The following is a 21,956-nucleotide window of genomic DNA, read 5'->3' as shown; positions in this document are numbered from 1 at the left end:
TTCTGCCAGAAGAGCCACTCGCTCCAGCCACCGATCACGGGGAGCGTGGGCTCCGGCACCCCGTATTCGGCCAGCCACAGCGGGTACTCGGAGAAGCGGGTGGTGTTGGCCATCCGGTCGATCCAGAAGAAGCGGTACGTGTAGATGATCGGGGTCCGCCCGGTGAGGTGCTGGAGTTCGGTGAGGAAGACGTGCGTCCACTCGATCAGCTCCTCCGGGTTCTTGCCCTCGTCGGTCTCGATGTCGAGCACCGGCGGCAGCTGGGCGCCTCCCACGGACTGCAGGCGGGTGGCGAAGGCGCGGGCCTGGACCGCGGGATCCATCGCGGGGCGGGCCTTGTGGTAGCTGCCCACGGCCATGCCGGATGCCCGGGCCTGCTCGACGTCGGCCTCGTAGTAGCGGTTCGCGGGGCCGGTGCCCTCGGTGGCCTTGATGAAGGCGAAGGACTGGCCGGACGCGGCGGCCGCGTGCCAGTCGACCGGCGCGCCGTGCGGGTGTTGCCAACTCGAGGAGTCGACGCCGCGGGCCAGGCCGTCGAAGACGGGGGAGAGGGGGATGACGGCGTCGGCCCGGGGGGATATGACGACGACGAGGAGTCCGAGAGCCAGGGCCGCCGCGGAGGCGAGGGCCACGAGAAGGCGGGGGAGAAGGGCACGGCGGGCTGGCTGACCGGCTGGTGTCATGGGGTGAGTATCAATTAGTAACACCTGTCACACAAGCAACTCGCGCAACTTCGCGGGGATTTCTTCGCCCAGCACCGGCGCGACGGGGGTGGCGTGGGTCACGGATCCGTCACAACCGGTAACACGCTGTCCCACTGGTGCGATCAGGTGTTTTCCCGCCTCTATTGTTAGAGTCGCCCCACCGTTCCAGTCGGGAGTCCCCTCGTGTCCGATGCAGTAGATTGTTCGACCCCTCGCTACCGTCACGACCTCGTCGCCGAAGTCGACGGTCCGGCCGATGACGCGGTTCTCGAGGTGTCCGTGGTCGAGAAGGCGGTGCTCGACGAGAACGGTGCCGGGCGCGGGGTGCCCGAGCTCGTCCTGCGGACGGGTGTCGACGGCATCGCGCTCACGGATCGCGACCAGGTTCTCCGTCTCCAGGCAGTGATCAACCGGGCCGTCAACCAGAGGCGCGACGCCGCCTCGCACCTGCCCTGAGCGCTCGCTCGATCCCGCCTACTCGACCCTGATCCCCGCTTCGCCGATCAGTGCCAGTCCGACCCCGACGACCTGCTCCGGCGAGATGATCGCCCCCCGGAGCGCGGACGCCCCCCGCACGTCCTCCAACTCGGCACCCCTCAGGTCCGCCGCGGTGAACGTGGCCCGGTCGAGGCTCGCGCCCCGCAGGTCGGCGCCGTCCGTCGACAGGTCCGCCACCCGCGCCTCCAGCAGGTCCGCCTGCCTGCAGCGGGTGGCGGACAGGCGCACCCTCTGGAGCCGGGCCATCCGCAGGTTGATCATGTCGGCGTGGCAGTCCTCGAAGGACACGTCGGTCAGTCTGGCGTCGGACAGGACCAGGCCGGTGAGCCGGCACCCGGTGAATCTGACCCGGGTGAACGTGGCCCCGTCGGCGACCATCCCGGACAGGTCGCAGCCGCTGACCACGACGTCGGTGAGGCGGAGCGAGTCGGCCCTGGCGCTGCTCAGTCTGATGCCCTCCAGTGTCGACTCTCGGATCTCCGCGCCGCCGATCAGCGCGGCGCCCTCGTCGGGGGAGGGGGCGTCCTCGGCGGTGGCCCACACGCCGTCCCACAGCCCGTCCGGTTCGAGTTCGGACCGCGGCGACTGGAGTTGCTCCCGCCGCGGCAGTGACGGGGCGGCGGGCGGTCGGGGTGAGCCGGATCGGCGTCTGAGCGGTGGGGGCACGGCCGTCAGCCTAGGTGCCGGGTACGTCAGTCGAGATCGCAGAGGCGGGCGAACTGCACCCACTGGGCGTCGACGGCCGAGGGGTCGGGGTCGGGTTGGACGACCAGGCCCGAGATCCGGCTCGCCACGGCGGACAGGGCGTTGTCCTCGACTCCGTCGGCCAGGCGCCGCACCTCCTCGGAGCCGACTCCCGGGTCGACCTGACCGGTGACCAGCCTGTGGACCGGCCCGGCCAGGACCTCACACCCCGGTGTGGCGTCCGGGCCGGGGGAGGGGGCGGGAGTCCCGGCGGCGACGCTCGGTGTCGTGGTGGGGGCAGTGCCCGGTCCGGTGGTGGCCGTGGGTGATTCACCCGGCGTCACCTGCCCGCAGGCGCCGACCGCCAGGGCGAGGCCGAGACCCGCGACGATCGCACGGCCGGGCTGAAGTGCCGCTGCTCTCCGGTGCGCCATGCTCCGCAGGATAACCGGGCTGGGACTTTCGCGGGTTCAGGCGTACTCTCGGGGCATGGGTAGACAGATCTGTCTATGCAGAGTGGCGGTACGGACGGTACCGAGAGGTCGAGGAGGTCGGTCATGAGCCTGCGAGAGGTGTTCGCGTTCCCGGAGGTCGTCAACGACTATGCCGCCCGGTGCACTGCCGGGCTCGTCGTGACGCTCGCGGTGGTGACCATGCTCGCGCCGCCGCCGGCGCAGACCTTGCTCGCCGCGGCACTTGTCGTCGGCTTCGCCCTCCGGGTGGCCGGAGGACCGCGGTACTCACCGTTCGGCAGGCTCTCGGTGCACGTACTGGCCCCCAGGGTCAGCTCCGAGCCCAAGCTGGTCGCGGGTGCACCCAAGCGGTTCGCCCAGACGATCGGCCTGGTCATGTCCTCGGTCGCGCTCGGGTTGTTCCTGGGCGGGTTGACGGGGGCGGGGGTCGTGGTCCTGGGCGTGCTGGTGGCCGCCGCCCTCGCCGAGGCGGCCCTGGGGTTCTGCCTGGGGTGCTGGATGTACGGCCAACTGCAGCGGGTCGGTGTCGTGTCGGAGGACGCCTGCGTCGACTGCGCCGACATCTGGGCCCGGCCCGGGATGACCGCGCGCAACTGAGACCTGCTCGCAACCGGGACACCGTCACTCCGCGTTACTGTGGAGGACATGACTTCCCCGTCCGAGAACCACGAGTCGTACGGCGACGACCCCCGGGGTCACGGCTGGGCGTACGGCACCCCGTCGGACTCCGGCGACCGGTTCTCTCCCTACGGGACGCAGTCCTACGAGAGCCCCTCGTTCGGGCACCAGCAGTTCGGCCAGCAGCAGTTCGAGCAGCAGCCCTACGGCGCCCATTTCTACGGGGCCCAGCAGTTCGGGACTCAGCCCTATGGGACGGAGCCCTACGGCACGCAGCCCTACGGCACGCAGCCCTACGGCGCGGAGCCTTACGGCGCGCAGCCCTACGGCTCACCGGGCTACGGCGCGATGCACCCGTACGCGCCGGCCTACGGGGCGTCGCGCAAGGAACCGGCGCTCTCGCTGGTGTTGTCCTTCTTCCTGCCCGGGCTGGGCACGCTGATCAACGGCCAGGCAGGCAAGGGGATCGGCATCATGGCCGGCTACTTCCTCGGCATCCTGCTGTCCGTGGTCCTGATCGGGATCCCGATCATGCTCGGGTTCTGGGTCTGGGGGATGGTCGACGCCTACTCGGGCGCCAAGGAGCACAACGCCCGGAACGGCTTCTACTGAGGGACCGGTCGCCGGACCTTCCGTAACCTGGTCGCATGACAGCGACCGAGATCACCACGACCGACGACTCGCGCCCCTCGGGCCTCGACCTCCAGTACGTCGACCGGGACGTCCGTCCCCAGGACGACCTCTACCAACACGTCAACGGCACCTGGATCCGCGATCACGTGATCCCCGCGGACCGGCCCATCGACGGTGCCTTCCTCGCGCTGCGCGACCTGTCCGAGGAGCGGGTGCGGGACATCATCACCGACGCCCCCGTGGACTCGCGGATCGGGGCGTTCTACGCCTCCTTCATGGACACCGACGCGGTCGAGGCCGCGGGCGTCGCCGCGCTCGCGCCCGATCTGGCCGAGATCGACGGCGCGACCGACGCCGACTCCCTGGCCCTGGCCATGGCGCGGCTGGAGAAGGTGGGCGTCGGCGGTCTGATCGGCGCCTACGTCAACAACGACGCCAAGAACTCCACCGAGTACATCCTCTACCTGGTGCAGTACGGCATCGGACTTCCGGACGAGTCCTTCTACCGCGAGGAGCAGTACGCGGAGCTACGCGACCAGTACACGGATCACATCGCGCGGATGCTCGTGCTCGCGGAGCTGTCGGGAGACGAGGACGCCCGCAGCCGCGCCGAACGGATCGTCGCGCTGGAGACCCGCATCGCCTCCGCGCACTGGGATGTGGTGGCCCGCCGCGACGCCGACAAGACCTACAACCCCGTCACCTGGGACGAGCTCCCCGGCCTGGCGCCCGGATTCCCCTGGCACGACTGGGCCCGTGAGGTGGGCGGCTCGGAGGAGACCTTCGGCCGCGTCGTGGCCATGCAGCCCGACTTCCTCACCGCGGTCGCCGGACTGTGGTCGACCGAACCACTGGAGACGTGGAAGGAATGGCTGCGGTGGCGGGTCCTCGGTTCGCGCGCGCCCTACCTGACCAGCGACCTCGTGGAGGAGGACTTCCGCTTCTACGGCACCGCGATGTCCGGCACGGAGGAGATCAAGGCCCGGTGGAAGCGCGGCGTCGCCGCGGTCGAGGCGGCCCTCGGCGAGGAGGTGGGTAAGGAGTACGTGGCCCGCCACTTCCCACCCGGCCACAAGGCCCGGATGGTCGAGCTGGTGGAGAACCTCACCGCCGCCTACCGCTACTCCATCGCGCGGTTGCCGTGGATGACGCCGGAGACCCGCGAGCGGGCGCAGGAGAAGCTCGAGGCGTTCGTGCCCAAGATCGGCTACCCGGAGAAGTGGCGCGACTACTCGGCGCTCGAGGTGCGCCCGGACGACCTGCTGGGCAACGTGCGGCGGTCGGCCGAGTTCGAGCACCGCTACGAACTGGGCAAGCTCGGCGGCCCGGTCGATCGCGGCGAGTGGCACATGACCCCGCAGACGGTCAACGCCTACTACAACCCGGTGATGAACGAGATCGTGTTCCCGGCCGCCATCCTCCAGCCCCCGTTCTTCGACGCCGACGCCGACGACGCCGCCAACTACGGGGCGATCGGCGCGGTGATCGGTCACGAGATCGGCCACGGGTTCGACGACCAGGGGTCGAAGTACGACGGCGACGGCAACCTGGTGGACTGGTGGACCGATGACGACCGCTCGGCGTTCTCCACCCGCGTGGACGCGCTGATCGACCAGTACCAGGGCCTGACCCCGGACGGTCTGGACCCCGCGAAGGACCACGTCAACGGAGCCTTCACGGTGGGGGAGAACATCGGCGACCTCGGCGGGCTGACCATCGCGCTGCTGGCCTACCGGCTGGCGCAGGGGTCGACAGGGGAGGGCTCCGACGTGCAGCCGGCGGAGGGGACGGAGGTGGGCCCCGAGATCGACGGCATGACCGGCATCCAGCGGCTCATCACCTCCTGGGCCATCGTGTGGCGCACCAAGACCCGCGCGGAGGAGGCCGCCCGCCGGTTGGCCGTGGACCCGCACTCCCCGCCGGAGTTCCGCTGCAACCAGGTGGTGCGGAACCTCGACGACTTCCACGCCGCGTTCGGGGTGACCGAGGGCGACGGGCTGTGGCTCGCCCCCGAGGAGCGCGTGAGCATCTGGTGAAGGGGCACCGCCGGCTCCGGCCCGGTCGCTAGGGTTCACCCATGACGAGCCGGGATGTACCGATCACAGTCGTGGAATGGTCGACGGGCTATCTGGGCAGGATGGCGGTCGAGGCCGTCGACGCCCGGCCCGAGCTGGAGCTGGTGGGCGTCTTCGTCTCCGATCCCGCGAAGGTCGGCGTCGACGCGGGCCGGCTCGCCGGTCTGGACCGGGATCTGGGGGTGATCGCGACCGACGACCGGGCGGCACTGCTCGCTCTCGACCCGGACGCGATCGTGTACACCGCCGAGACCGAGACCCGCTTCATGCCGGCGATCGAGGACTTCCGCGGCTTCCTGCGCGCGGGTATCGACGTGGTGGCCTCCGGCCCGGTGCTGCTCCAGTACCCGCACGGGACCCTCCCGGAGGAGATGATCGCCCAACTCGTGGACGCCGCCCGCGAGGGTGGCGCCACGCTGCACGTCAACGGCATCGACCCGGGATTCGCCAACGACGTCCTGCCGCTGGTCATGACGAGCCTGTCCCGGCGCATCGACCTGATCCGGGTGGGCGAGATCGCCGACTACTCGGTGTACCACCAGGGCGAGACCATGCGGCGGCTGTTCGGCTTCGGTCGGTCCATGGACACCCTGCCGCCACTGCTCCGACCGGGGATGCTCGCCGCGGGCTGGGGGTCGGTGGTCCGCCAGCTCGCCGCCGTGTTGGAGGTGACGCTCGACGAACCGCTGGTCGAGCGCCACGAGCGGCTTCCCGCGGATCGGGACCTGTCGCTGCTGGCGTGCGAGGTCCCGGCCGGGACCCAGGCGGCGCTGCGGTTCGAGGTGGTGGGACAGGTCGACGGCGAGGACCGCATCGTCCTGGAGCACGTCACCCGCACCGCCGTCGACCAGGCACCGGACTGGCCCCGCCCCGACCACGGGGACGGGTGCTACCGCATCGACATCCTCGGTGAGCCGGCCATGCGCGTGGAGTTCACCCACCATGCCGAGCACGGCGACCACAACGAGTCCGGCATGCTCGTCACCGCGATGAGGCTGGTCAACGCCGTCGAGGCCGTGGTCGCGGCGGAGCCCGGTCTGGTATACGCAAAGGACCTGCCGATGATCACCGGGCGTGGCTTAATGAAGAGATGAACATAATCGGTGCCGCCCGTGCCGCAGCGGCCTCGCTGGCCGCGGCAGCCCTCGTCACGACGGGCGCGGGCGCCGCCCACGCCACGGACCCGACCGCCCGGGCCCCGATCCCCGTGCCGTACAGCTTCCTCACCGGCGCCGCCATGGCGATCACGCAGCCGGGGGCCACGCTGCCGGGCGCGAACGACTGGAACTGTCGGCCCTCGCCCGCCAAGCCGCGTCCGGTGGTCCTGGTCCACGGCACCTCCGGCGGCGCCGTGACCAACTGGGCGACCTTCGGCCCGCTGCTGCACAACGAGGGCTACTGCGTGTTCACGCTGACCTACGGCGCGCTGCCGGGTACCCCGTGGCCGGTCAACGAGCTGGGCGGGTTGTCCGACATCGCGGGGGTCTCGGTGCCGCAGGTCGGGGAGTTCGTCGACCGTGTGCTGGCGGCCACCGGGGCCCGGCAGGTGGACCTGGTCGGCCACTCGCAGGGCACCATCGTCTCGGGTCTGGTGGCGAAGGTCGGGCGCCCGGGCAAGGTGAACACCGTCGCCTCGATCGCCCCGCTGTGGGAGGGCTCCGGTGGGGGTATGCGCAGGTCTCTGGACGACCTTCCAGGAGTCTCGGACCAGCTGGGTCAGATCCCCGCCCTGTCCCAGATGTCCCCGGGCTCCGAGGTGCTCCAGCTGTTGTGGAGCGGAGGATCGCCCTACGCCCCCGGGGTGCGGTACCTCAACGCGGTGACCCGCTACGACCAGTTGGTCACGCCCTACACCTCGGGCCTGGTGCCCGGACCGATGACGACCAACGTGGTGATCCAGGACGGCTGCGAGCAGAACCACGCCGAGCACCTGGCGATCGCCTCCGACCCGCGCACGGCCGATTTCGTGCTGAACGCGCTCGATCCGGCCACCCCCCGTGTGCCGCGCTGCGAGGCGATCGCCCCGTACCTGGGTCCGATCCCGGCCCTGCCGGGCTCATGACCGCACGTCGGGTGGCCCCGGGGATCGCGGGACTCATGGCGGCCGCGCTCCTCGTCGTCGTCGCGCCCGGATCGGTCACGGCGACTCCGACCACCGCGACTCCCACCGCGACTCCGACCACCGCGCAGGTCCCGTGGCGCTGGTGGGACGGAGCGGCGCACCAGCTCACCAACGGGCTCGCGGATCCGCCCGGGATCAACCGTGACGACTGCCGGCCGAGTGCCCACCATCCCGTGCCGGTCATCCTGGTCCACGGCACCGGGCTCAACGGCGGCAACTCGTGGGCCACCTTCGGGGCCGCCCTGGCCGCCGAGGGCTACTGCGTGTGGGCGCCGACGGTCGGGGCCCCGCCGGGGCTCGGCTCCACCGGAGGGTTCGACTCGCTCACCGGCGCCTCGGCTCCCCAGCTCGCCGCCGAGATCGACCGCGTCCGCGCACTCACCGGTGCCCCGGAGGTCGACCTCGTGGGGCACTCGCAGGGCGCGATCATCGCGTCCTACGTCACCGCCACCACGCGGCGGGACGCGGTCCGCACCGTCGTCACGCTGGGTGTCGATCCCGCCCGCTCGGGAGAGGGGCCGCCGGAGTTCGTCACCGAGGCGTTCGGGGTGCTGTCCGCCGAGACCGCGCAGCGTGACGCCGAGGCCACCCTCGCGTGGCTCGGGGACGAGGGCGTGCCGTTCGCGCGCGGGGTCCGGTACGTCGCCGTGGTCTCGGATTACGACGAACTCACCGGCCCCGTCACCGCGCCCGTGGTGCCCGACTTCGTCGACCTGCGGGTCGTCCGGCTCCAGGACGGTTGTGAGGTCGACCGCTCGGGGCACCTGACCGTCCTGGCCTCCCCGCGGGCCGTGGACCTCGTCACGGACGCCCTGGGTGGGACGCACGCGGTCGCGGGCGGCGCCGCGTCCGCTCCGCCGCGGTGCGTGCCCGCGGACGGCATCGTCGGCGTGCTCGCGCCCGTGCCACCGAGGTAGGCCGGGCGGGCGTCCCGCGTCAGTAGTTCCAGTCGCCCTGGCCGTCGAAGGCGCCGAACTGCCGACCGGGTCCGTTCTTGACGATGATCGGGTCGCCGTTGCGCGAGTTCTCGTAGTACCACCGGGCGTCCTCGGGGCTGATGTTGATGCAGCCGTGCGAGACGTTCCGGACACCCTGGTCGGCGATCGACCACGGCGCGGAGTGGATGTAGATGCCGTCGTAGCTCATCCGGACCGCGTCGTTGACGATCGAGTCGTACCCGCCGTTCTCGATGCGCAGACCGAACGCCTCCGAGTTCATCCGGACGCTCCGGCCACGCTGGCCCGTGTAGTAGACGCCGTTGTAGGTCTCCCAGCCGCGCATCCCCGCCGACGCCCGCATGGTGCGCACGTGCTGGCCGTTCCGTGTCACGGTGATGTGCTTGGTGCGGTCGTCGTACTCCGCGATCAGTGCGTCACCCGTGCGGAAGGCCTGCTGCCGCTTGCCGCCGGCCCAGACGGTGACCGAGGTGTTGACCGGCCAGAAGGAGTGCGGACGCCACCTCACCTCGGAGTTGTTGACCCAGTAGAACTTCCCGGCCACCGGGGGCTCGGTGCGGATCCCGAGCGTGGCCTCTGCGCGGGCCCGGTCCGCGATGGGCCGGTCGAAGAAGAACATGACCGGCTGGGCCACGCCGACGATCTCGTTCTGCGTGGGGAAGACGTTGACGTCGCCGTACTCGGGCGCGGGTCGGTCGGGACCGATCACCGGATAGGTGAGGACCGGCATCGCCCCGACCCCCGGGATGAGCGGGGTGGGCAACGGCGCGTTCTCCAGCTGGGGGATGCCGGGCGGGCTCGGGGGCATCACCGACTGCGCGTTGGCCGCCGGGGCGAGCCCCAGGACGAGCGCAGCCGCGGCGAGGATCGAGGCGAGGACCGTGATCCGGGGCGAACGGGTCATTGCTACTCCTGGGGACGACGGAGACGAGGGGTACCTCTCAGCCTAGGCGGAGGACTCTCTTAGGGTGTCGTGCGCCATATCGATTGTGTTTCACCCCGACCCGCGGGGGGTGGGCCGGGGGCCGGTCCCGTGGCCGCCTCAGTAGTTCCAGTCGCCCTGGCCGTCGAACTCGCCGAACTGCCGTCCCGGGCCGCCCACCACGATGAACGGGTCGCCGTTACGGGTGTTGTCGTAGTACCAGGCCGCGTCCTCGGGGCTGAGGTTGATGCAGCCGTGGGAGACGTTGCGGACGCCCTGGTCGGCGATCGACCACGGGGCGGAGTGGATGAAGATGCCGTCGTAGCTCAACCGCACCCCGTTCTCGACGGTCGTGTCGTAGCCGCCCGCCGTCCTGGACAATCCCCAGGTGGAGGAGTCCATCCGGACCTCCCGGGCGCGCCAGCCGTTGTAGTAGACGCCGTTGTGGGTGGGGTAGGAGTCCCGTCCCGCGGAGGCCCTCATCGTCCGGACGACCTGCCCGTTGCGGGTGACGGTGACCAGGTGGGTGGCGTCGTCGTAGGTCGAGACGACGGCGTCGCCGGTGCGGAAGACGTTCTCCCGCCCGCCGGCCCACACGGTGACCGAGGTGCCGGCGGGCCAGAACTCGTGCGGCCGCCACCGGAGTTCGGTGTCGCCGACCCAGTAGAACCTGCCCTGGACGGCCGGCGCCGTGCGGATCCCCACGGAGGCCTCCGCCCGGGCGCGGTCGGCGACGGGGCGGTCGAAGCGGATCATGACGGGTTGCGCCACGCCCACCGTCTCGTCGCGGGTGGGGTAGACCGACGCCACCGGCTCCACGGCGGGGCGCGGCGGAGCCGGCACGGGGATCGTGAGGACGGGCTGCGAGGCCAGCCCGGGCAGCTGGGGGAGGGGCGCCGACTCCAGGCCGGGGAAGGCGACGGACTGCGCTGACGCGGCGGGGGCCAGTCCGACGACGAGGCCGGTCGTGACCAGGAGGGTCGCGAGGAAGCGGGATCGGCGGGACATCGTTCTCCTTCGGCCGCGGGCAGGCGGGCGGCGGTGATGGTTCGGGCGGGTGGACCCGGGGCACGACTCACTGAAATCACATGCGCCACACAGGCAACAGCAGTAACAGTACCCCGGACCCCGGGTGGCTGGGTACCCGTCGGGCCGACCGGGCCTCACGGGACCGATCCGCACGGTTCCGGGCCCGCCGGGTCACGGTTCCAATGTTCATTGGTAACGGCGCTCGCAGAACCGCTGGTAGATCCTCCGGCTCCAACTGTTGACCCAAAGTCAACAGAAGAACCGCAGATCATGGCCTTGCCTGCTCCGAGGGTGCAACATAGAGTTCTTCCAGTCACCGGCCGGGGGGTGCGGTGGCGAGGTGAAGTGCGGACGAGGGGCTGTCACTTCACGACGAGGGGCCGGTATGAATACCGGGGCACCTGGGGGGGTGTCGGCCCGCCGCCTTCCGAGGCGAGCGTGGATTCCGGAAGGCGCGATGCGCAGTCCGCAGGAGGGAACGGCGTCGGATGCTGAGGGGCTCCGGCGTCGTTCCCCATTTCCGCGCCGGGCGGCCCGGGTTCAGTCGAGGATGTGCTCGGCGACCCTGCGCAGGCCCTCCAGTGCCCGGGCCTCGGCATCGGGGGAGCGCGGCGTCTCCGGGCTGATCAACGTGATGTGCCACAGGTCGTTGTCCGCGATGAGGATCGTGTGGACCTCGACGCCCCCGCCGGTCGGGGCCGCCACGCAGTCGATGTACGCGGTATCGAGTTCGGGTCGGACCGGGGCGGGCGCCTCGGGAGCGGCCGGGGGTGCATCCTCGATCGACGCCGCGTCGGCTCCGCGGATCTCCGAACACGCGTACCGCACCCCCAACATCGCGGGCTGGCCGCGCAGCGCGGCCTGGGGGCCCCCACGTGGCTTGACCACCCCGGCCGCGAAGGTGTCGGGGATCTCGTCCCGCTCACCGGTGGTGGTCCGGGTGGTCGTGGGCGAGGTCGTGGGCATGGGCTTGACCTCCGTGGTGGTGTCGGCCCCCGCCACGGACTCGGGCTCCTCGCCCGTCCCGTCCCCGGGGTCGGCAGTCCCGGTCTCCGTCGTCCCTGTCGCCGTGCCTGTTCCCGTCTCCGACCCGTCTTCCGCCTCTGCCTCGGCGTCCGCCTCCGCCTCTGCCTCTGCCTCGGCGTCCGCCTCCGCCTGCTGCATCTCGTACAACTCGGGTGATCCCGGACCGCCGTAGGTGCACATCAGGCCCAGATTGCCGGAGCCGATGGGCTCGACCTCGGGCATGTCGGCGTCGGTGAGCTCGATCAGTTCGGCGGGCGTCAGGTCGAGGAGTTCACACGCGTTCAACCGCACGTCGGGATCGGGACGACCCTCCACCATCGCCGCGGCGATGTCGGGCCGGGGTTCCGGCGAGATCCGGGGTGGACCCGTCTCGCCGGCGTCGGAGAAGCCGAGCGCGGAGCACCCCGACACGGCCACCATCGCCGCCGACGCCACGAACCCCCGGGCGATTCGTCCCCCGGTTCCGGGACGGGGTCGCTGCGATCGCATGGGCCGATCCTACGACGTCGGCGTCCGATCCCTGATCCCGACCGTTCCGCGGACGCCCGCCCGGACGGGTCAGGTGTCGCCGGGGAGGATCTCGGTCGCCCTGATGACGGCGTCGAACGACTCGCGGATCCGGTCCTCCAGGAGGGTCGGCGACTCGTCGGTGCGCCACTGCTCGACCGCCACCCGCACGATCGCGATGGACGCCGCCGCCACCGTCGCGGCCTCCACGGACCCGGGATCCCTGCCCTCCCGGCGGGCCACCAGGGCGGCCAGTTCCTCCTCTGTCCGGGACAGGATCGCGTACACCTCGGTCCGGATCCCCGGTTCCCGCCGCCACATGTCGTGGAACCGGTTGAACAGAGGGGTCTCCTGCCGGGCCATCGCGACCTGCAGCCACAGCAGGCGGGTGAGCGCGGTCAGCGTGGACACGGACCGGTCGGTGAGGAACAGGTGCACCGCGTCGCGGTCCGGGGGGAAGGCGTCCGGGATGCACGCGGCGGCCTTGGAGGGGAAGTAGTTGAAGAACGTCCGACGGGACACGTTGGCGGCCTTGGCGATCTGGTCCACCGTCACGGCGTCGAGCCCCCGCTCGAGGGCCAGGTCCAACGCGACCGACGAGATGGTCTCGCGCAGCTCGCGCCGGCGATGCTCGGTGCGGTCGGCGCCCTGCGCCTGCGTGGGTGGGCCGGTCATGTGGGCGCCTCCCCGTCGGTGGTCGATGAGTGTCGGTCTCTCAGTTCGGTGGTGATGACCTTACCCAGCGGGTCGGGTCCTATCCTGGTCATCATGCGTATCGCCGCCACGACCCTTCTCGCACCCCTGTCCGTCGTCCTGCTCGGCGTGATGGCGGGGTGCGGCGGGGACACCGAGCCGGCGCCGGAGATGGGGACGATCCGGACCGCGCCGCCGGAGACCAGCGAGCCGGAGATCCCGCAGGTCGAGCCGGTGACCAGTGCGGAGTGCCCGTACCTGTCGGTCGACGAGGCGTCGAGGCTCAACGGCGAGCTGGCCACCGACGTGCGGATCGACGACCGCGTCGACCCCGCCGCCTGCTTCTTCTACAGCGCCGACGGGGCAGTCCAGCTCACGACCACCGTGTACTCGGTCGAGTCGGAGGAGCGGGCCACCGAGTTGGTGGACGGCTCGGCGCCGGTCGGCGAGTCGGAGCGCTCGGACGTCGAGGGCGGGTGGACCGGTGGCCGCACCGGCGGCCCGGGGGGCGCCCTGGTGGTCCTGGCCCGCGGGACACAGGTCCTGGCGGTGCAGTCCACGCAGGAACAGTCGGTCAAGGTCCAGCGGGTGGCCGAGCTCGTCGCACCCCGGGTGGCCGACTGAGTCAGGGGGCCGACGTGCTCAGGGGGCGGGCGGGGAGGCCGCGACCGGGTCGACCGCCACGTGGGAGTACGGCATGAGCGCCTCGACCGCGGGGAACACCACCTCCATCAGCAACAGGAACACCGCCGCGATCAGGACGACGACCAGCACGATCCGCACCGGCGTGGGCCCGGGGAGCATCCGGTAGAGCCAGGCGTACATCACCGACCCCCCAGCTCGGCGGGGAGTTCGCCGGGTACCCGCGCCTCGCTTCGTTCGAGTACCGCGTGCACCACGAGCCGTTCCGCCGCCGAGTACTGCGGATGGCACGTGGTGAGCGTGGCCAGGGGCAGCAGGTCGGGGGAGGCGGGCTCGGCGCGTCCGGGTACCGCGTCGATCACCCACACGTCCTCCGGGCGGACCACCGAGACACCGGACAGTCCCTCGTACATGCCGGACGTCGCGCGGTCGGCGAGGTCCGTGGGTAGGCATTCGGCGGCCCGGGCGCGGGCCGAGGCGCGGTCGGGGGCGTCCACGGGCAGTACGCGGTAGACCAGCCACCGGTCCGCCGTGGCGTACACCAGGGCGTCGCACGAGCGCAGGGCGTCCAGGTCGTTGAACGGCGATCCTCGGCCCACCCGGTGCCCGGCGACGGCGAAGTTGCCAGGCTCACCCGGACCCTGGGTCTCCGTGTAGTGCCCGGGCCCGGTCTCCAGCGCCGCGTCGCTGGTCCCGGACACCACCGCGAACCGGTAGTCCGAGCCGAACGCGGGGATGTACAGGCGGGCGAACGCGGTGCCGTCGGCGAGTCCGGAGATCCCCGGGTCCCCGTCGTCGACGCCCGTACCGCGACCCCGCGGGTTGTCTTGTCCACCCCACCGCTGGTCCAGTTCGGCGTCGGCGGCGGACTGGGCGCGCGCCGCGCCCAGGTCGGTCCACCACACCTGGTAGACGACGAAGAGGGCCAGTACGACGCCGAGCGTCACCAGCACCTCGCCCACCACACCCGCCGCGCGCGTCACGAGGGTTCCGTGACCATCCCCAGGATGAGCTCGGCCATGCTCCGTGCCGTCATCGCCGAGGTCTCGACCTCACCGAGCATGGCGGCGGTGACGGAACCGTCGTGGAGGATCGCCAACCGGTCCGCCAGGTCGGCGATGTTGTCGGGGTCCTCGAGCCCCATGCCGGCGAGCTCGGACCGGAGGGTCGAGGCGACCCAGGCCCGCTGGTCGGACACCGCCGCCCGGATGGCGTGCTCGCCGGCCGTGCAGGGGCGGGGGAACTCGATGGCTGCGGCGAGGTGGCACGAGCCGGGGGTCGCGGGCTCCACGCGCTCACGGACGATGTCGAACAGGGCGAGGATGCGTCCGCGCGAGTCCGGCGCGGCGTCGGCGCGGCGCTGCCACAGGGCGCGGTCCCGTTCGGCCATGGCCCTCAGGTACGCCACGACGAGCTCGTCCTTGGAACCGTAGGTGTTGTAGAGGCTGGCCTTGGCGACCTTGGATTCCCTGAGGATCCGGTCGATCCCCACCGCGCGGATCCCGTCGGTGGAGAACAGGCGGGTCGACGTGGCCAGGAGCCGCTCCCGCGGTCCGGGTTTGGTCGACCGTGCGCTCGTCACAGGTGACAGACTATCGGCCTATCGGAGTGATGCCGGAATTGTCGGGCGCTCGCGTCGAAATGCGGATGGCCCGGCCCCGATGGATCGGGGCCGGGCCGTCCGGCACGTTCTGGTCTGACCTGATCAGACGCGGGTGCCGCGGTTGCTGCGACCACCGACGAGGCTGACGAGCCAGATCACGAGACAGGCACCGACGATAGCGGCGAGGACGCCGGGAATGGAGAATGCCTGCGGCATCGCGCCACCCTCGCTGTTGGTGAAGAACGAGACAAGCCAACCGACGATGAACGCGCCGACGATGCCGGCGGCGATGTTGGCGATAATGCCCATCTGGGCGTCACGCTTCATGATCTTGGAGGCGATCCAACCGGCGAGTCCGCCGATGATGATCCAGGCGATGATTGTCCCCATGATGTAATCCTTTCCCGAGAGGTACTCGGCCCGAGTGCGAGCCGCACCCACAGCAGAACACGCTTGCGCCCCGAACGCCTCCGGTCGGGCCGTGTGTGGGGTTAATCGTCGCTTATTCGTTACTCACCTGCACCTCAGGTGTCATGTGAGCAGTGGCCCTCAGGCGAGGTCCGCCGAGTCCGGGTTCTTCTGGACGTAGCGCTCGACGAACTCGCAGGCGGGCCGCACCCGCAGGCCCTCGTCGCGGGTGACCGCGAGGGCCTCGCCGATCATCCGCCCGGCCAGGCCGCGGCCGCCGAATTCCTTGTCCACCACGGTGTGCGGGAAGGTCCTGACGCCGTCGGCGTCGCTGTAGTCGGCGAAACCCGCCACGACGTCGTCGACCACGATCTCGAACCGACCGGCGGCGGAATTGCGCTGCACCCGGATGTCCTCCCCGGCGCTCACGAGTGCGACTCCGGGCGCACGACCATCACCGGACAGGGCGAGGCCTGCAGGAGCGCCCGGCTGGTCGAGCCGAGGACCATGCCGGTGAATCCGCCCCGCCCGTGGGACCCGACGACGACGAGCTGGGCCTTCTCGGCCTGCTCCACGAGTGCACGGACCGCACGATCGCGGGTGACGACCCGCTCGATCCGCACGTCGGGGTAGCGGTCGGAGAAGCCGGCGAGCCGCTCGGACAGGACCTCGAGCTGCTGTTCCTCGAGCTGCCGCCAGTCCTCGTCGGTCAGCGCGATCCCCGCGGCGGCGGCCTGGACCTGCGGGTCCATCCAGGTGTGCACCGCGATCAGGGTGGCGTCGCGGGCCGAGGCCTCGGCGAAGGCCCACGCGGTGGCCTTGGTGCTGACCTCGGAACCGTCGACCCCCACCACGACCGGGCCCGAGCGGTCGAGGTCGTCGGTGTCCTCGCGGGTCACCACGACCGGGCAGAACGCGTGGCTGGCCACCGAGGCCGAGACCGAACCGAGGACCATCCCCTTGATCCCGCCCAGTCCGCGCGAGCCCAGGACGATCATCTTGGCCTTGCGGGAGTAGTCGATCAGGACCTGCGAGGGGTTGCCCTCGACGATCGCGTGCGAGACCTCGATGTCCGGGGCGACCTTGAGGGCGGTGGCCCTGGCCTGCTCCACGATCGGCTGGCACTCCTTCTCCAACTCGTCGTAGACGGGTTGGGGCGGGACCATGCCCTCGGCGAACATGGCGGCCGGCATCGTGTAGCTGGTCACCAGCACGAGCGGGACCCGCCGGGTGGCGGCGGTGTTGGCGGCGTACGCGACGGCGCCGGTCGAGGCTGCTGAACCGTCGATGCCGACGACCACGGAATTCTCGAGTGAAGCCATGCCTCGAGACTACCGCCACGGGTGGTTCGTGGAGGCGTTCTCAGAACTCGTCGGGGAAGGGGGCGTTGGGCGGGTACGCCATGTTGAAGCTGCCCTGGAACGCCGGGAGGAAGGCGCGGCCGGGACCGAAGAGGAAGAAGTCGACAACGGCGTCGATCATGGGTGCTCCTGGGGTGAAGGGGGCAGCTGGCATGCAAGTGACGCATGAGGTGCCTGGGGCGAAAAGTGAGTGTAGCCCAACGACTAGACTCTGCATATGCCGAAGTCCGGACGTCCGCGAAGGCCCCTGCCGTTGCGTGACGGCGTGGACCCGGTCCGGATCCGGCTCGCCGACCCCGGTCGGGGGCCCCGCAGCATCCCCGAGGAGCTGCGCCGGCGGTTCCCCGACCGGCTCGCCGAGCTCGAGGCGGCCCTCGCCTCCGGTCAGGTGGTCACCGCCGACGGGGTGGCCGTCACCGACTCCACCCGGCGGCACCGGGGGATGGACGTGTGGACGTACCGGACCCCCGAGCCGGAGGTCGAGGTGCCCTTCGGGATCGAGGTCCTGCACGCTGACGACCGCCTCGTCGTCGTCGACAAGCCGCACTTCCTGGCCACCACCCCCCGCGCCGGACACGTCACCCAGACCGCGTTGGTGCGGCTCCGCCGCGACCTCGGGCTGGCGGACCTCGCTCCGGCCCACCGCCTCGACCGACTCACCGCGGGCGTCCTGGTGTTCACCGCCGACCCCGCCCACCGCGCCGCCTACCAGGACCTCTTCGCCGCCCGGCGGGTCGCCAAGTCCTATCTGGCCGTGGCCCCCGCGCCGGAGGGGACGCCGCACGTCCGTGAGCGGTCCAGCCGGATCGTCAAGACCCGCGGGGTTCTGCAGGCCGCCGAGGTGGACGGCCCCCCGGACGCCCACACCCGGATCACCCTGCTCGAGGTGCGTGAGCCCGACCCTGGTGGGTCGGCCACGCCGCTCGGCCTGTACCGCCTCGAGCCCTCCACCGGGCGCACCCACCAGCTCCGCGTCCACATGAACGCGCTCGGCACGCCGATCCTCGGCGACGACCTGTACCCGCGGGTGCGGACGATCACGCCCGGCGACTTCTCCCACCCGCTGCAGTTGCTCGCGGAGACCATCGGGTTCACCGACCCCGTCTCCGGTGCCGAGCGCCGATTCAGGACCCGCAGGTCGCTCGAGGCGTGGCCGTCCGGGAAGGCCCGGGCGCAAGATCCGGGCCATCCCCCATCGGCACCCGCTCCGAACTCCTGCATGCTTTAGGTCGACCACCACGATCCAGGGGAGCAGATGACCACGCAGGCCGAGACCCAGCACCGGGCGGAGGGCGCGGAGCTCGCAGCCGTCGCCACCGACCTCGTCATGACCTACGGCGAGGGCGAGACCGAGGTCCGCGCGCTGGACCACGTCAGCGCCTCGTTCGAGCGCGGACGGTTCACCGCGATCATGGGCCCGTCCGGCTCGGGCAAGTCCACGCTCATGCACTGCATGGCCGGCCTGGACCGGCCGACCTCGGGTTCGGTGCGCGTGGGTGACACGGAGATCGTGGGACTGGCGGACAAGGAACTCACCGCGCTGCGCCGCGACCGGATCGGGTTCGTGTTCCAGTCCTTCAACCTCGTCCCCACCCTGACCGCCGAGGAGAACATCACGCTCCCGCAGGACATCGCGGGCCACGCCATCGACCGCGCGTGGTTCGACGAGGTGATCGGGCGGCTGGGGATCGCCGACCGCCTGTCCCACCGCCCCTCGGAGCTGTCCGGCGGGCAGCAGCAGCGCGTCGCCTGCGCGCGTGCGCTGGTGGGGCGCCCGGACATCCTGTTCGGCGACGAGCCCACGGGAAACCTCGACTCCACCTCGTCGGCGGAGGTGCTGTCGATCCTGCGCAGTGCGGCGGACGATTTCCAGCAGACCGTCGTCATCGTCACCCACGACCCGCGTGCGGCCACCTACGCCGACCGCGTCCTGCTGCTCGCCGACGGCCGGGTCGTGCGTGAGCTCTCCCATCCCACGTCCGACGAGATCCTGGCGGCCATGGGCGCGCTCGAGGAGCGGTGATGGCCGCCCGCCACGCCGCTGGTCACGCCCCCGGCAACACGCGCGGTCACGCCCCCAGCCACTCCCGGCCCATGCTCCGGGTCTCGCTCCGCAACATCGCCGCACACAAGCTGCGTCTGGTCCTGTCCGTCCTCTCGGTGGTGCTGGGCACGGCGTTCGTCACCGGGTCGCTCGTGTTCACCTCGACCCTCCAGAGCACGTTCGACGCGCTGCTGGACCAGGGCACGCAGGACCTGTCCGCGATGATCGAACCCGAGGACCCCCGGGGCGCCGGGGTGCCGTTCGAGGTCGCCGACCGCGCCCTCGGACTGCCGGGCGTCGAGGCCGTCACCCCCGGGGTGACCGGCACCGTGGTGATGTTCAACTCCGACGGCACGCCCTACCAGTCGGGTGGCGCCCCGTCCGAGGGGCTGGAGTGGGTCGAGCCCGACCAGGCCGTCGGGAGCAGCAGCTGGATCTCGGACGGGCGCGCTCCGGCCGCGGACGGCGAGGTCGTCCTCCCCGAGTCGGTGCTGGACAACGCGGGACTCTCGATCGGCGACTCCGCGCGGGTGTACACCACCTCCCAGGGGATGATCGACGTCACGGTCGTGGGCACGTACTCCTCGGAGACCGACGTCGGCGGCTACGTCGGGGTCGGCTTCACCTCCGCACAGGCCCGCGCCCTGTTCACCGACGGGGAGAACGCCACCAACGTCGCCGTCCGCGCGGTCCCCGGCGTGAGCCAGGAGGAGATGCGCGACACGCTCGCCGCCGAGTTCCCCGAGTACGAGGTGAGCACGGGCGAGGAGGTCAAGGAGAGGCTCTCCGAGCAGCTGTCGACCATCCTGGACTTCGTCAACTACTTCTTCGTGGCCTTCGGCCTGATCGCGCTGCTCGTGGGCACGTTCATCATCTACAACACCTTCTCCATGCTGGTGGCGCAGCGGTTGCGCGAGCTGGCCCTGTTGCGGGCGATCGGCGCGACCCGCGGGCAGCTCACCCGGTCCGTACTGGCCGAGGCCGCGCTGACCGGTCTGGTCGGCTCCGCGATCGGCGTGCTGGCCGGCTTCGGACTGGCCCGGGTCATCTTCGCCGTACTCGACGCATTCGACCTGGGGATCCCCTCCGGGGCCCTGGCACTCACCCCGATGTCCGTCGTCACCCCGCTGGTGCTGGGCTTCGTCGTCACCGTGTTCTCCGCCTGGGCGCCCGCCCGGCGCGCCGGACGCGTCGCCCCGGTCCAGGGCATGCGGGTCGGGGCCGCCTCCTCGGAGGCGGGCGGCGGCTGGCGCACGTCGGTCGGGCTGCTGGCGGTGGTCAGCGGCATCATGCTGGCCCTCATCGGCACCTGGCAGGACACCACGAGGAGCGGCGCGATCACCGTGGGCGTCGGCGCCGCGGCCCTGATCGTCGGCAGCTTCCTGGTGATGCCCGCCCTCGCCAGGCCCATCGCCGGCGGGATCGGGCGGGTCATCGGCGCGCCCTTCGGTGCCGTCGGGAAGCTGGCGGCCACCAACGCCGGACGCAACACCCGACGCACAGCGGCCACCGCGTTCGCCCTCACGCTGGGGCTCACCCTGGTGGCGGCGTTCGGCACGCTCGGCGCCACCACCAAGGAGAGCGTGAGCGGCCTCATCGACCAGGGGATCACCGCCGACGTCATCGTCCAGGGAGTGGCCTCCCAGGGGCCGCCGACCCCGCTGGCCGGCGGGATCGAGGACCAGATCGCGGGCGTCGATGGCGTCGGGGACGTGGCGTGGCTCGCGTTCGGCTTCGGCCAACTCGGCGGCGAGCCCCAGGCGCTCGCGGCCGCCGGCGGGCCGGTCGGCGAGCTGCTCGAGGCCACCGTCCTCGACGGTTCTCTCGAGCCGGAGGCCGACTCCCTCGTGGTGTCGCGGGAGGTCTCGCGGGACAACGGCTGGACGATGGGCACGCGGGTCCCGCTCGTCGGCCCGGACGGCAGTGAGTCCACCCTCCGGGTGACCGGTGTCTACGACGACGCCCAGATCCTCGGACCCTTCTACACCGGTATCGACGTCTACGAACGGCTGGTTCCGGAGAACCTCCGCTCGACCGCGATCGTGCTGGCCAAGGCCGCCGAGGGCACCTCACCCGACCAGGTGCTGGCCGCCGTCACCGAGGAGCTCTCCGACATCCCGATCGCCACCGTGCAGAGCAAGCAGCAGTACATCGACGTCCAGTCGGGCGGGATCGACCAGCTGCTGACGATCATCTACGCCCTGCTCGGCCTGGCCCTGGTCATCGCGGTGCTGGGGATCGTCAACACCCTGGCGTTGTCGGTGATCGAGCGGCGCACGGAGATCGGCATGCTGCGGGCCGTGGGCATGCAGCGGTCCCAGATCCGGCGGACGATCAACCTCGAGTCCACGCAGATCGCGGTGTTCGGGGCGCTGGTCGGCGCGGCGGTCGGCGTCTATCTCGGCTGGGCGTTCGTCTCCGTGCTGGCGGACAGCGGTCTCAGCGAGACCACCATCCCGTGGGAGACCATCGGGATCGTGCTGGTGGCCTCGGCGTTCGTGGGGGTCCTGGCCTCGCTGTGGCCGGCGCACCGGGCCGCCAAGACCGACCCGCTGGAGGCGATCGCGGACTAGCCGCCCACCGAGAGCCACGCGGCCACCGCCGCACCGGCGATCATCGCGGGACCGAACGCGATGCCGGTGTGGCGGTCGGCTCTACGGCTGAGGAGTAGCACCAGCGCCACCACGGCGTTGAGTGCGAACGCGGCCAGGGTCCCGATCAGCACGTACTGCCACCCCAGCCAGCCCAGGAAGAGGCCGAGCACGCCGGCGAGTTTGACGTCGCCCAGCCCGAGTCCCGAGGGGTTGATGAACGCGAGGGTGAAGTAGAACGCCAGCAGGGCGAGCGCCGCGGCGGCGGCGCGCCCCAGGGCGCCCCAGTCGCCGGTCACCGCGGACGCCACGCCCAGCGTCGCCAGGAGGACCGGGTACATGGGGACGACGACGACATCGGGCAGCC

Annotated in this window: 25 protein-coding genes; 11 read left to right on the top strand and 14 right to left on the bottom strand. The window is 71.3% G+C overall.

What is annotated here, in order from left to right:
• Nucleotides 1–683: glycoside hydrolase family 25 protein (locus tag G6031_RS01255; RefSeq protein ID WP_182652175.1), on the bottom strand; the 683-nt coding region annotated here is incomplete at its 3' end.
• Between the two features lie 204 nt (nucleotides 684–887).
• Here G6031_RS01255 and G6031_RS01250 point away from each other — a divergent pair.
• Nucleotides 888–1,160, top strand: coding sequence for a hypothetical protein (locus G6031_RS01250; RefSeq protein ID WP_182652174.1), 273 nt, complete (start codon nucleotides 888–890; stop codon nucleotides 1,158–1,160).
• An 18-nt stretch (nucleotides 1,161–1,178) separates the two neighbouring features.
• On the opposite strand, the gene G6031_RS01245 is transcribed toward G6031_RS01250, so the two are convergent.
• Nucleotides 1,179–1,868, bottom strand: coding sequence for a pentapeptide repeat-containing protein (locus G6031_RS01245; protein WP_182652173.1), 690 nt, complete (start codon nucleotides 1,866–1,868; stop codon nucleotides 1,179–1,181).
• Between the two features lie 26 nt (nucleotides 1,869–1,894).
• The gene (locus G6031_RS01240) at nucleotides 1,895–2,320 is read right to left on the bottom strand and encodes a hypothetical protein (RefSeq protein ID WP_182652172.1); all 426 of its coding nucleotides are present in this window, start codon (nucleotides 2,318–2,320) and stop codon (nucleotides 1,895–1,897) included.
• A gap of 123 nt (nucleotides 2,321–2,443) precedes the next feature.
• Between G6031_RS01240 and G6031_RS01235 the strand changes: the two genes are divergently transcribed.
• Genes G6031_RS01235 through G6031_RS01210 form a run of 6 tightly spaced genes read left to right on the top strand, consistent with a single transcriptional unit; the run spans nucleotide 2,444 to nucleotide 8,724 of the window.
• The gene (locus G6031_RS01235) at nucleotides 2,444–2,956 is read left to right on the top strand and encodes a DUF4395 domain-containing protein (protein WP_182652171.1); all 513 of its coding nucleotides are present in this window, start codon (nucleotides 2,444–2,446) and stop codon (nucleotides 2,954–2,956) included.
• 48 nt (nucleotides 2,957–3,004) lie between these two features.
• A complete protein-coding gene (locus G6031_RS18630; RefSeq protein WP_206682122.1) occupies nucleotides 3,005–3,589 on the top strand; it encodes a hypothetical protein in 585 nt (194 codons plus the stop codon).
• Nucleotides 3,590–3,624: 35 nt separating this feature from the next.
• On the top strand, nucleotides 3,625–5,646 hold the full coding sequence (locus G6031_RS01225; RefSeq protein WP_182652170.1) for a M13-type metalloendopeptidase: 2,022 nt from the start codon (nucleotides 3,625–3,627) through the stop codon (nucleotides 5,644–5,646).
• A 41-nt stretch (nucleotides 5,647–5,687) separates the two neighbouring features.
• Nucleotides 5,688–6,779, top strand: coding sequence for a diacylglycerol kinase (locus G6031_RS01220; RefSeq protein ID WP_182652169.1), 1,092 nt, complete (start codon nucleotides 5,688–5,690; stop codon nucleotides 6,777–6,779).
• On the top strand, nucleotides 6,776–7,747 hold the full coding sequence (locus tag G6031_RS01215) for an alpha/beta fold hydrolase (protein ID WP_182652168.1): 972 nt from the start codon (nucleotides 6,776–6,778) through the stop codon (nucleotides 7,745–7,747). Before G6031_RS01220 ends, G6031_RS01215 begins: the two co-directional genes overlap by 4 nt.
• Nucleotides 7,744–8,724: an alpha/beta fold hydrolase gene (locus G6031_RS01210; RefSeq protein ID WP_182652167.1), complete on the top strand. Its 981-nt coding sequence runs from the start codon at nucleotides 7,744–7,746 to the stop codon at nucleotides 8,722–8,724. Before G6031_RS01215 ends, G6031_RS01210 begins: the two co-directional genes overlap by 4 nt.
• A 19-nt stretch (nucleotides 8,725–8,743) precedes the next feature.
• Here G6031_RS01210 and G6031_RS01205 read toward each other — a convergent pair whose 3' ends face one another.
• The 4 genes from G6031_RS01205 to G6031_RS01190 form a co-directional block, all read right to left on the bottom strand.
• Nucleotides 8,744–9,667, bottom strand: coding sequence for a L,D-transpeptidase (locus G6031_RS01205; protein WP_182652166.1), 924 nt, complete (start codon nucleotides 9,665–9,667; stop codon nucleotides 8,744–8,746).
• A 138-nt stretch (nucleotides 9,668–9,805) separates the two neighbouring features.
• Nucleotides 9,806–10,693 (bottom strand): L,D-transpeptidase, encoded by an 888-nt coding sequence (locus tag G6031_RS01200; RefSeq protein WP_179523583.1) that lies wholly within the window; start codon nucleotides 10,691–10,693, stop codon nucleotides 9,806–9,808.
• 561 nt (nucleotides 10,694–11,254) lie between these two features.
• The gene (locus G6031_RS01195; protein ID WP_182652165.1) at nucleotides 11,255–12,229 is read right to left on the bottom strand and encodes a hypothetical protein; all 975 of its coding nucleotides are present in this window, start codon (nucleotides 12,227–12,229) and stop codon (nucleotides 11,255–11,257) included.
• Nucleotides 12,230–12,298: 69 nt separating this feature from the next.
• On the bottom strand, nucleotides 12,299–12,922 hold the full coding sequence (locus G6031_RS01190; protein ID WP_182652164.1) for a TetR family transcriptional regulator: 624 nt from the start codon (nucleotides 12,920–12,922) through the stop codon (nucleotides 12,299–12,301).
• Between the two features lie 93 nt (nucleotides 12,923–13,015).
• Between G6031_RS01190 and G6031_RS01185 the strand changes: the two genes are divergently transcribed.
• Nucleotides 13,016–13,564 carry a DUF2020 domain-containing protein gene (locus G6031_RS01185; protein ID WP_182610643.1) on the top strand — a complete coding sequence of 183 codons (549 nt, stop codon included), beginning with the start codon at nucleotides 13,016–13,018 and terminating at the stop codon, nucleotides 13,562–13,564.
• An 18-nt stretch (nucleotides 13,565–13,582) separates the two neighbouring features.
• On the opposite strand, the gene G6031_RS01180 is transcribed toward G6031_RS01185, so the two are convergent.
• The 6 genes from G6031_RS01180 to G6031_RS01155 form a co-directional block, all read right to left on the bottom strand.
• A complete protein-coding gene (locus tag G6031_RS01180) occupies nucleotides 13,583–13,765 on the bottom strand; it encodes a hypothetical protein (protein WP_182652163.1) in 183 nt (60 codons plus the stop codon).
• The gene (locus G6031_RS01175; RefSeq protein WP_347238415.1) at nucleotides 13,765–14,565 is read right to left on the bottom strand and encodes a class E sortase; all 801 of its coding nucleotides are present in this window, start codon (nucleotides 14,563–14,565) and stop codon (nucleotides 13,765–13,767) included. The genes G6031_RS01180 and G6031_RS01175 overlap by 1 nt, the downstream gene beginning before the upstream one ends.
• Nucleotides 14,562–15,164 carry a TetR/AcrR family transcriptional regulator gene (locus tag G6031_RS01170; RefSeq protein WP_179523578.1) on the bottom strand — a complete coding sequence of 201 codons (603 nt, stop codon included), beginning with the start codon at nucleotides 15,162–15,164 and terminating at the stop codon, nucleotides 14,562–14,564. The genes G6031_RS01175 and G6031_RS01170 overlap by 4 nt, the downstream gene beginning before the upstream one ends.
• Before the next feature lie 123 nt (nucleotides 15,165–15,287).
• The gene (locus G6031_RS01165; RefSeq protein ID WP_179526021.1) at nucleotides 15,288–15,578 is read right to left on the bottom strand and encodes a GlsB/YeaQ/YmgE family stress response membrane protein; all 291 of its coding nucleotides are present in this window, start codon (nucleotides 15,576–15,578) and stop codon (nucleotides 15,288–15,290) included.
• A 156-nt stretch (nucleotides 15,579–15,734) separates the two neighbouring features.
• On the bottom strand, nucleotides 15,735–16,022 hold the full coding sequence (locus G6031_RS01160) for an N-acetyltransferase (RefSeq protein WP_182645596.1): 288 nt from the start codon (nucleotides 16,020–16,022) through the stop codon (nucleotides 15,735–15,737).
• Nucleotides 16,019–16,915, bottom strand: a complete 897-nt coding sequence (locus tag G6031_RS01155; protein ID WP_179523576.1) for a universal stress protein — start codon at nucleotides 16,913–16,915, stop codon at nucleotides 16,019–16,021. The genes G6031_RS01160 and G6031_RS01155 overlap by 4 nt, the downstream gene beginning before the upstream one ends.
• A gap of 256 nt (nucleotides 16,916–17,171) precedes the next feature.
• Here G6031_RS01155 and G6031_RS01150 point away from each other — a divergent pair, with 256 nt between their 5' ends.
• The 3 genes from G6031_RS01150 to G6031_RS01140 are packed head-to-tail and all read left to right on the top strand — an operon-like array spanning nucleotide 17,172 to nucleotide 21,571.
• Nucleotides 17,172–18,182 (top strand): pseudouridine synthase, encoded by a 1,011-nt coding sequence (locus G6031_RS01150; RefSeq protein ID WP_182645595.1) that lies wholly within the window; start codon nucleotides 17,172–17,174, stop codon nucleotides 18,180–18,182.
• A gap of 27 nt (nucleotides 18,183–18,209) precedes the next feature.
• Nucleotides 18,210–18,977: an ABC transporter ATP-binding protein gene (locus G6031_RS01145; RefSeq protein ID WP_179523574.1), complete on the top strand. Its 768-nt coding sequence runs from the start codon at nucleotides 18,210–18,212 to the stop codon at nucleotides 18,975–18,977.
• The gene (locus tag G6031_RS01140) at nucleotides 18,977–21,571 is read left to right on the top strand and encodes an FtsX-like permease family protein (RefSeq protein WP_241737122.1); all 2,595 of its coding nucleotides are present in this window, start codon (nucleotides 18,977–18,979) and stop codon (nucleotides 21,569–21,571) included. Before G6031_RS01145 ends, G6031_RS01140 begins: the two co-directional genes overlap by 1 nt.
• On the opposite strand, the gene G6031_RS01135 is transcribed toward G6031_RS01140, so the two are convergent.
• Nucleotides 21,568–21,956 (bottom strand): prepilin peptidase (locus tag G6031_RS01135; protein ID WP_182652162.1); only part of this gene is annotated, 389 nt, incomplete at its 5' end. The genes G6031_RS01140 and G6031_RS01135 overlap by 4 nt on opposite strands.

Source organism: Dietzia sp. CQ4 (genome assembly GCF_014145125.1).
Classification (GTDB): Bacteria; Actinomycetota; Actinomycetes; order Mycobacteriales; family Mycobacteriaceae; genus Dietzia; species Dietzia natronolimnaea.
This window is presented reverse-complemented; position numbering and strand designations above follow the sequence as displayed.

What these genes read in the sequence shown, in the direction of transcription:
- G6031_RS01240 (WP_182652172.1), bottom strand. Translation starts at nt 2,320, where the DNA reads ATGGCGCACCGGAGAGCAGCGGCACTTCAGCCCGGCCGTGCGATCGTC.
- G6031_RS01235 (WP_182652171.1), top strand. Translation starts at nt 2,444, where the DNA reads ATGAGCCTGCGAGAGGTGTTCGCGTTCCCGGAGGTCGTCAACGACTAT.
- G6031_RS18630 (WP_206682122.1), top strand. Translation starts at nt 3,005, where the DNA reads ATGACTTCCCCGTCCGAGAACCACGAGTCGTACGGCGACGACCCCCGG.
- G6031_RS01225 (WP_182652170.1), top strand. Translation starts at nt 3,625, where the DNA reads ATGACAGCGACCGAGATCACCACGACCGACGACTCGCGCCCCTCGGGC.
- G6031_RS01220 (WP_182652169.1), top strand. Translation starts at nt 5,688, where the DNA reads ATGACGAGCCGGGATGTACCGATCACAGTCGTGGAATGGTCGACGGGC.
- G6031_RS01215 (WP_182652168.1), top strand. Translation starts at nt 6,776, where the DNA reads ATGAACATAATCGGTGCCGCCCGTGCCGCAGCGGCCTCGCTGGCCGCG.
- G6031_RS01210 (WP_182652167.1), top strand. Translation starts at nt 7,744, where the DNA reads ATGACCGCACGTCGGGTGGCCCCGGGGATCGCGGGACTCATGGCGGCC.
- G6031_RS01205 (WP_182652166.1), bottom strand. Translation starts at nt 9,667, where the DNA reads ATGACCCGTTCGCCCCGGATCACGGTCCTCGCCTCGATCCTCGCCGCG.
- G6031_RS01200 (WP_179523583.1), bottom strand. Translation starts at nt 10,693, where the DNA reads ATGTCCCGCCGATCCCGCTTCCTCGCGACCCTCCTGGTCACGACCGGC.
- G6031_RS01195 (WP_182652165.1), bottom strand. Translation starts at nt 12,229, where the DNA reads ATGCGATCGCAGCGACCCCGTCCCGGAACCGGGGGACGAATCGCCCGG.
- G6031_RS01190 (WP_182652164.1), bottom strand. Translation starts at nt 12,922, where the DNA reads ATGACCGGCCCACCCACGCAGGCGCAGGGCGCCGACCGCACCGAGCAT.
- G6031_RS01185 (WP_182610643.1), top strand. Translation starts at nt 13,016, where the DNA reads ATGCGTATCGCCGCCACGACCCTTCTCGCACCCCTGTCCGTCGTCCTG.
- G6031_RS01180 (WP_182652163.1), bottom strand. Translation starts at nt 13,765, where the DNA reads ATGTACGCCTGGCTCTACCGGATGCTCCCCGGGCCCACGCCGGTGCGG.
- G6031_RS01155 (WP_179523576.1), bottom strand. Translation starts at nt 16,915, where the DNA reads ATGGCTTCACTCGAGAATTCCGTGGTCGTCGGCATCGACGGTTCAGCA.
- G6031_RS01150 (WP_182645595.1), top strand. Translation starts at nt 17,172, where the DNA reads ATGCCGAAGTCCGGACGTCCGCGAAGGCCCCTGCCGTTGCGTGACGGC.
- G6031_RS01145 (WP_179523574.1), top strand. Translation starts at nt 18,210, where the DNA reads ATGACCACGCAGGCCGAGACCCAGCACCGGGCGGAGGGCGCGGAGCTC.
- G6031_RS01140 (WP_241737122.1), top strand. Translation starts at nt 18,977, where the DNA reads ATGGCCGCCCGCCACGCCGCTGGTCACGCCCCCGGCAACACGCGCGGT.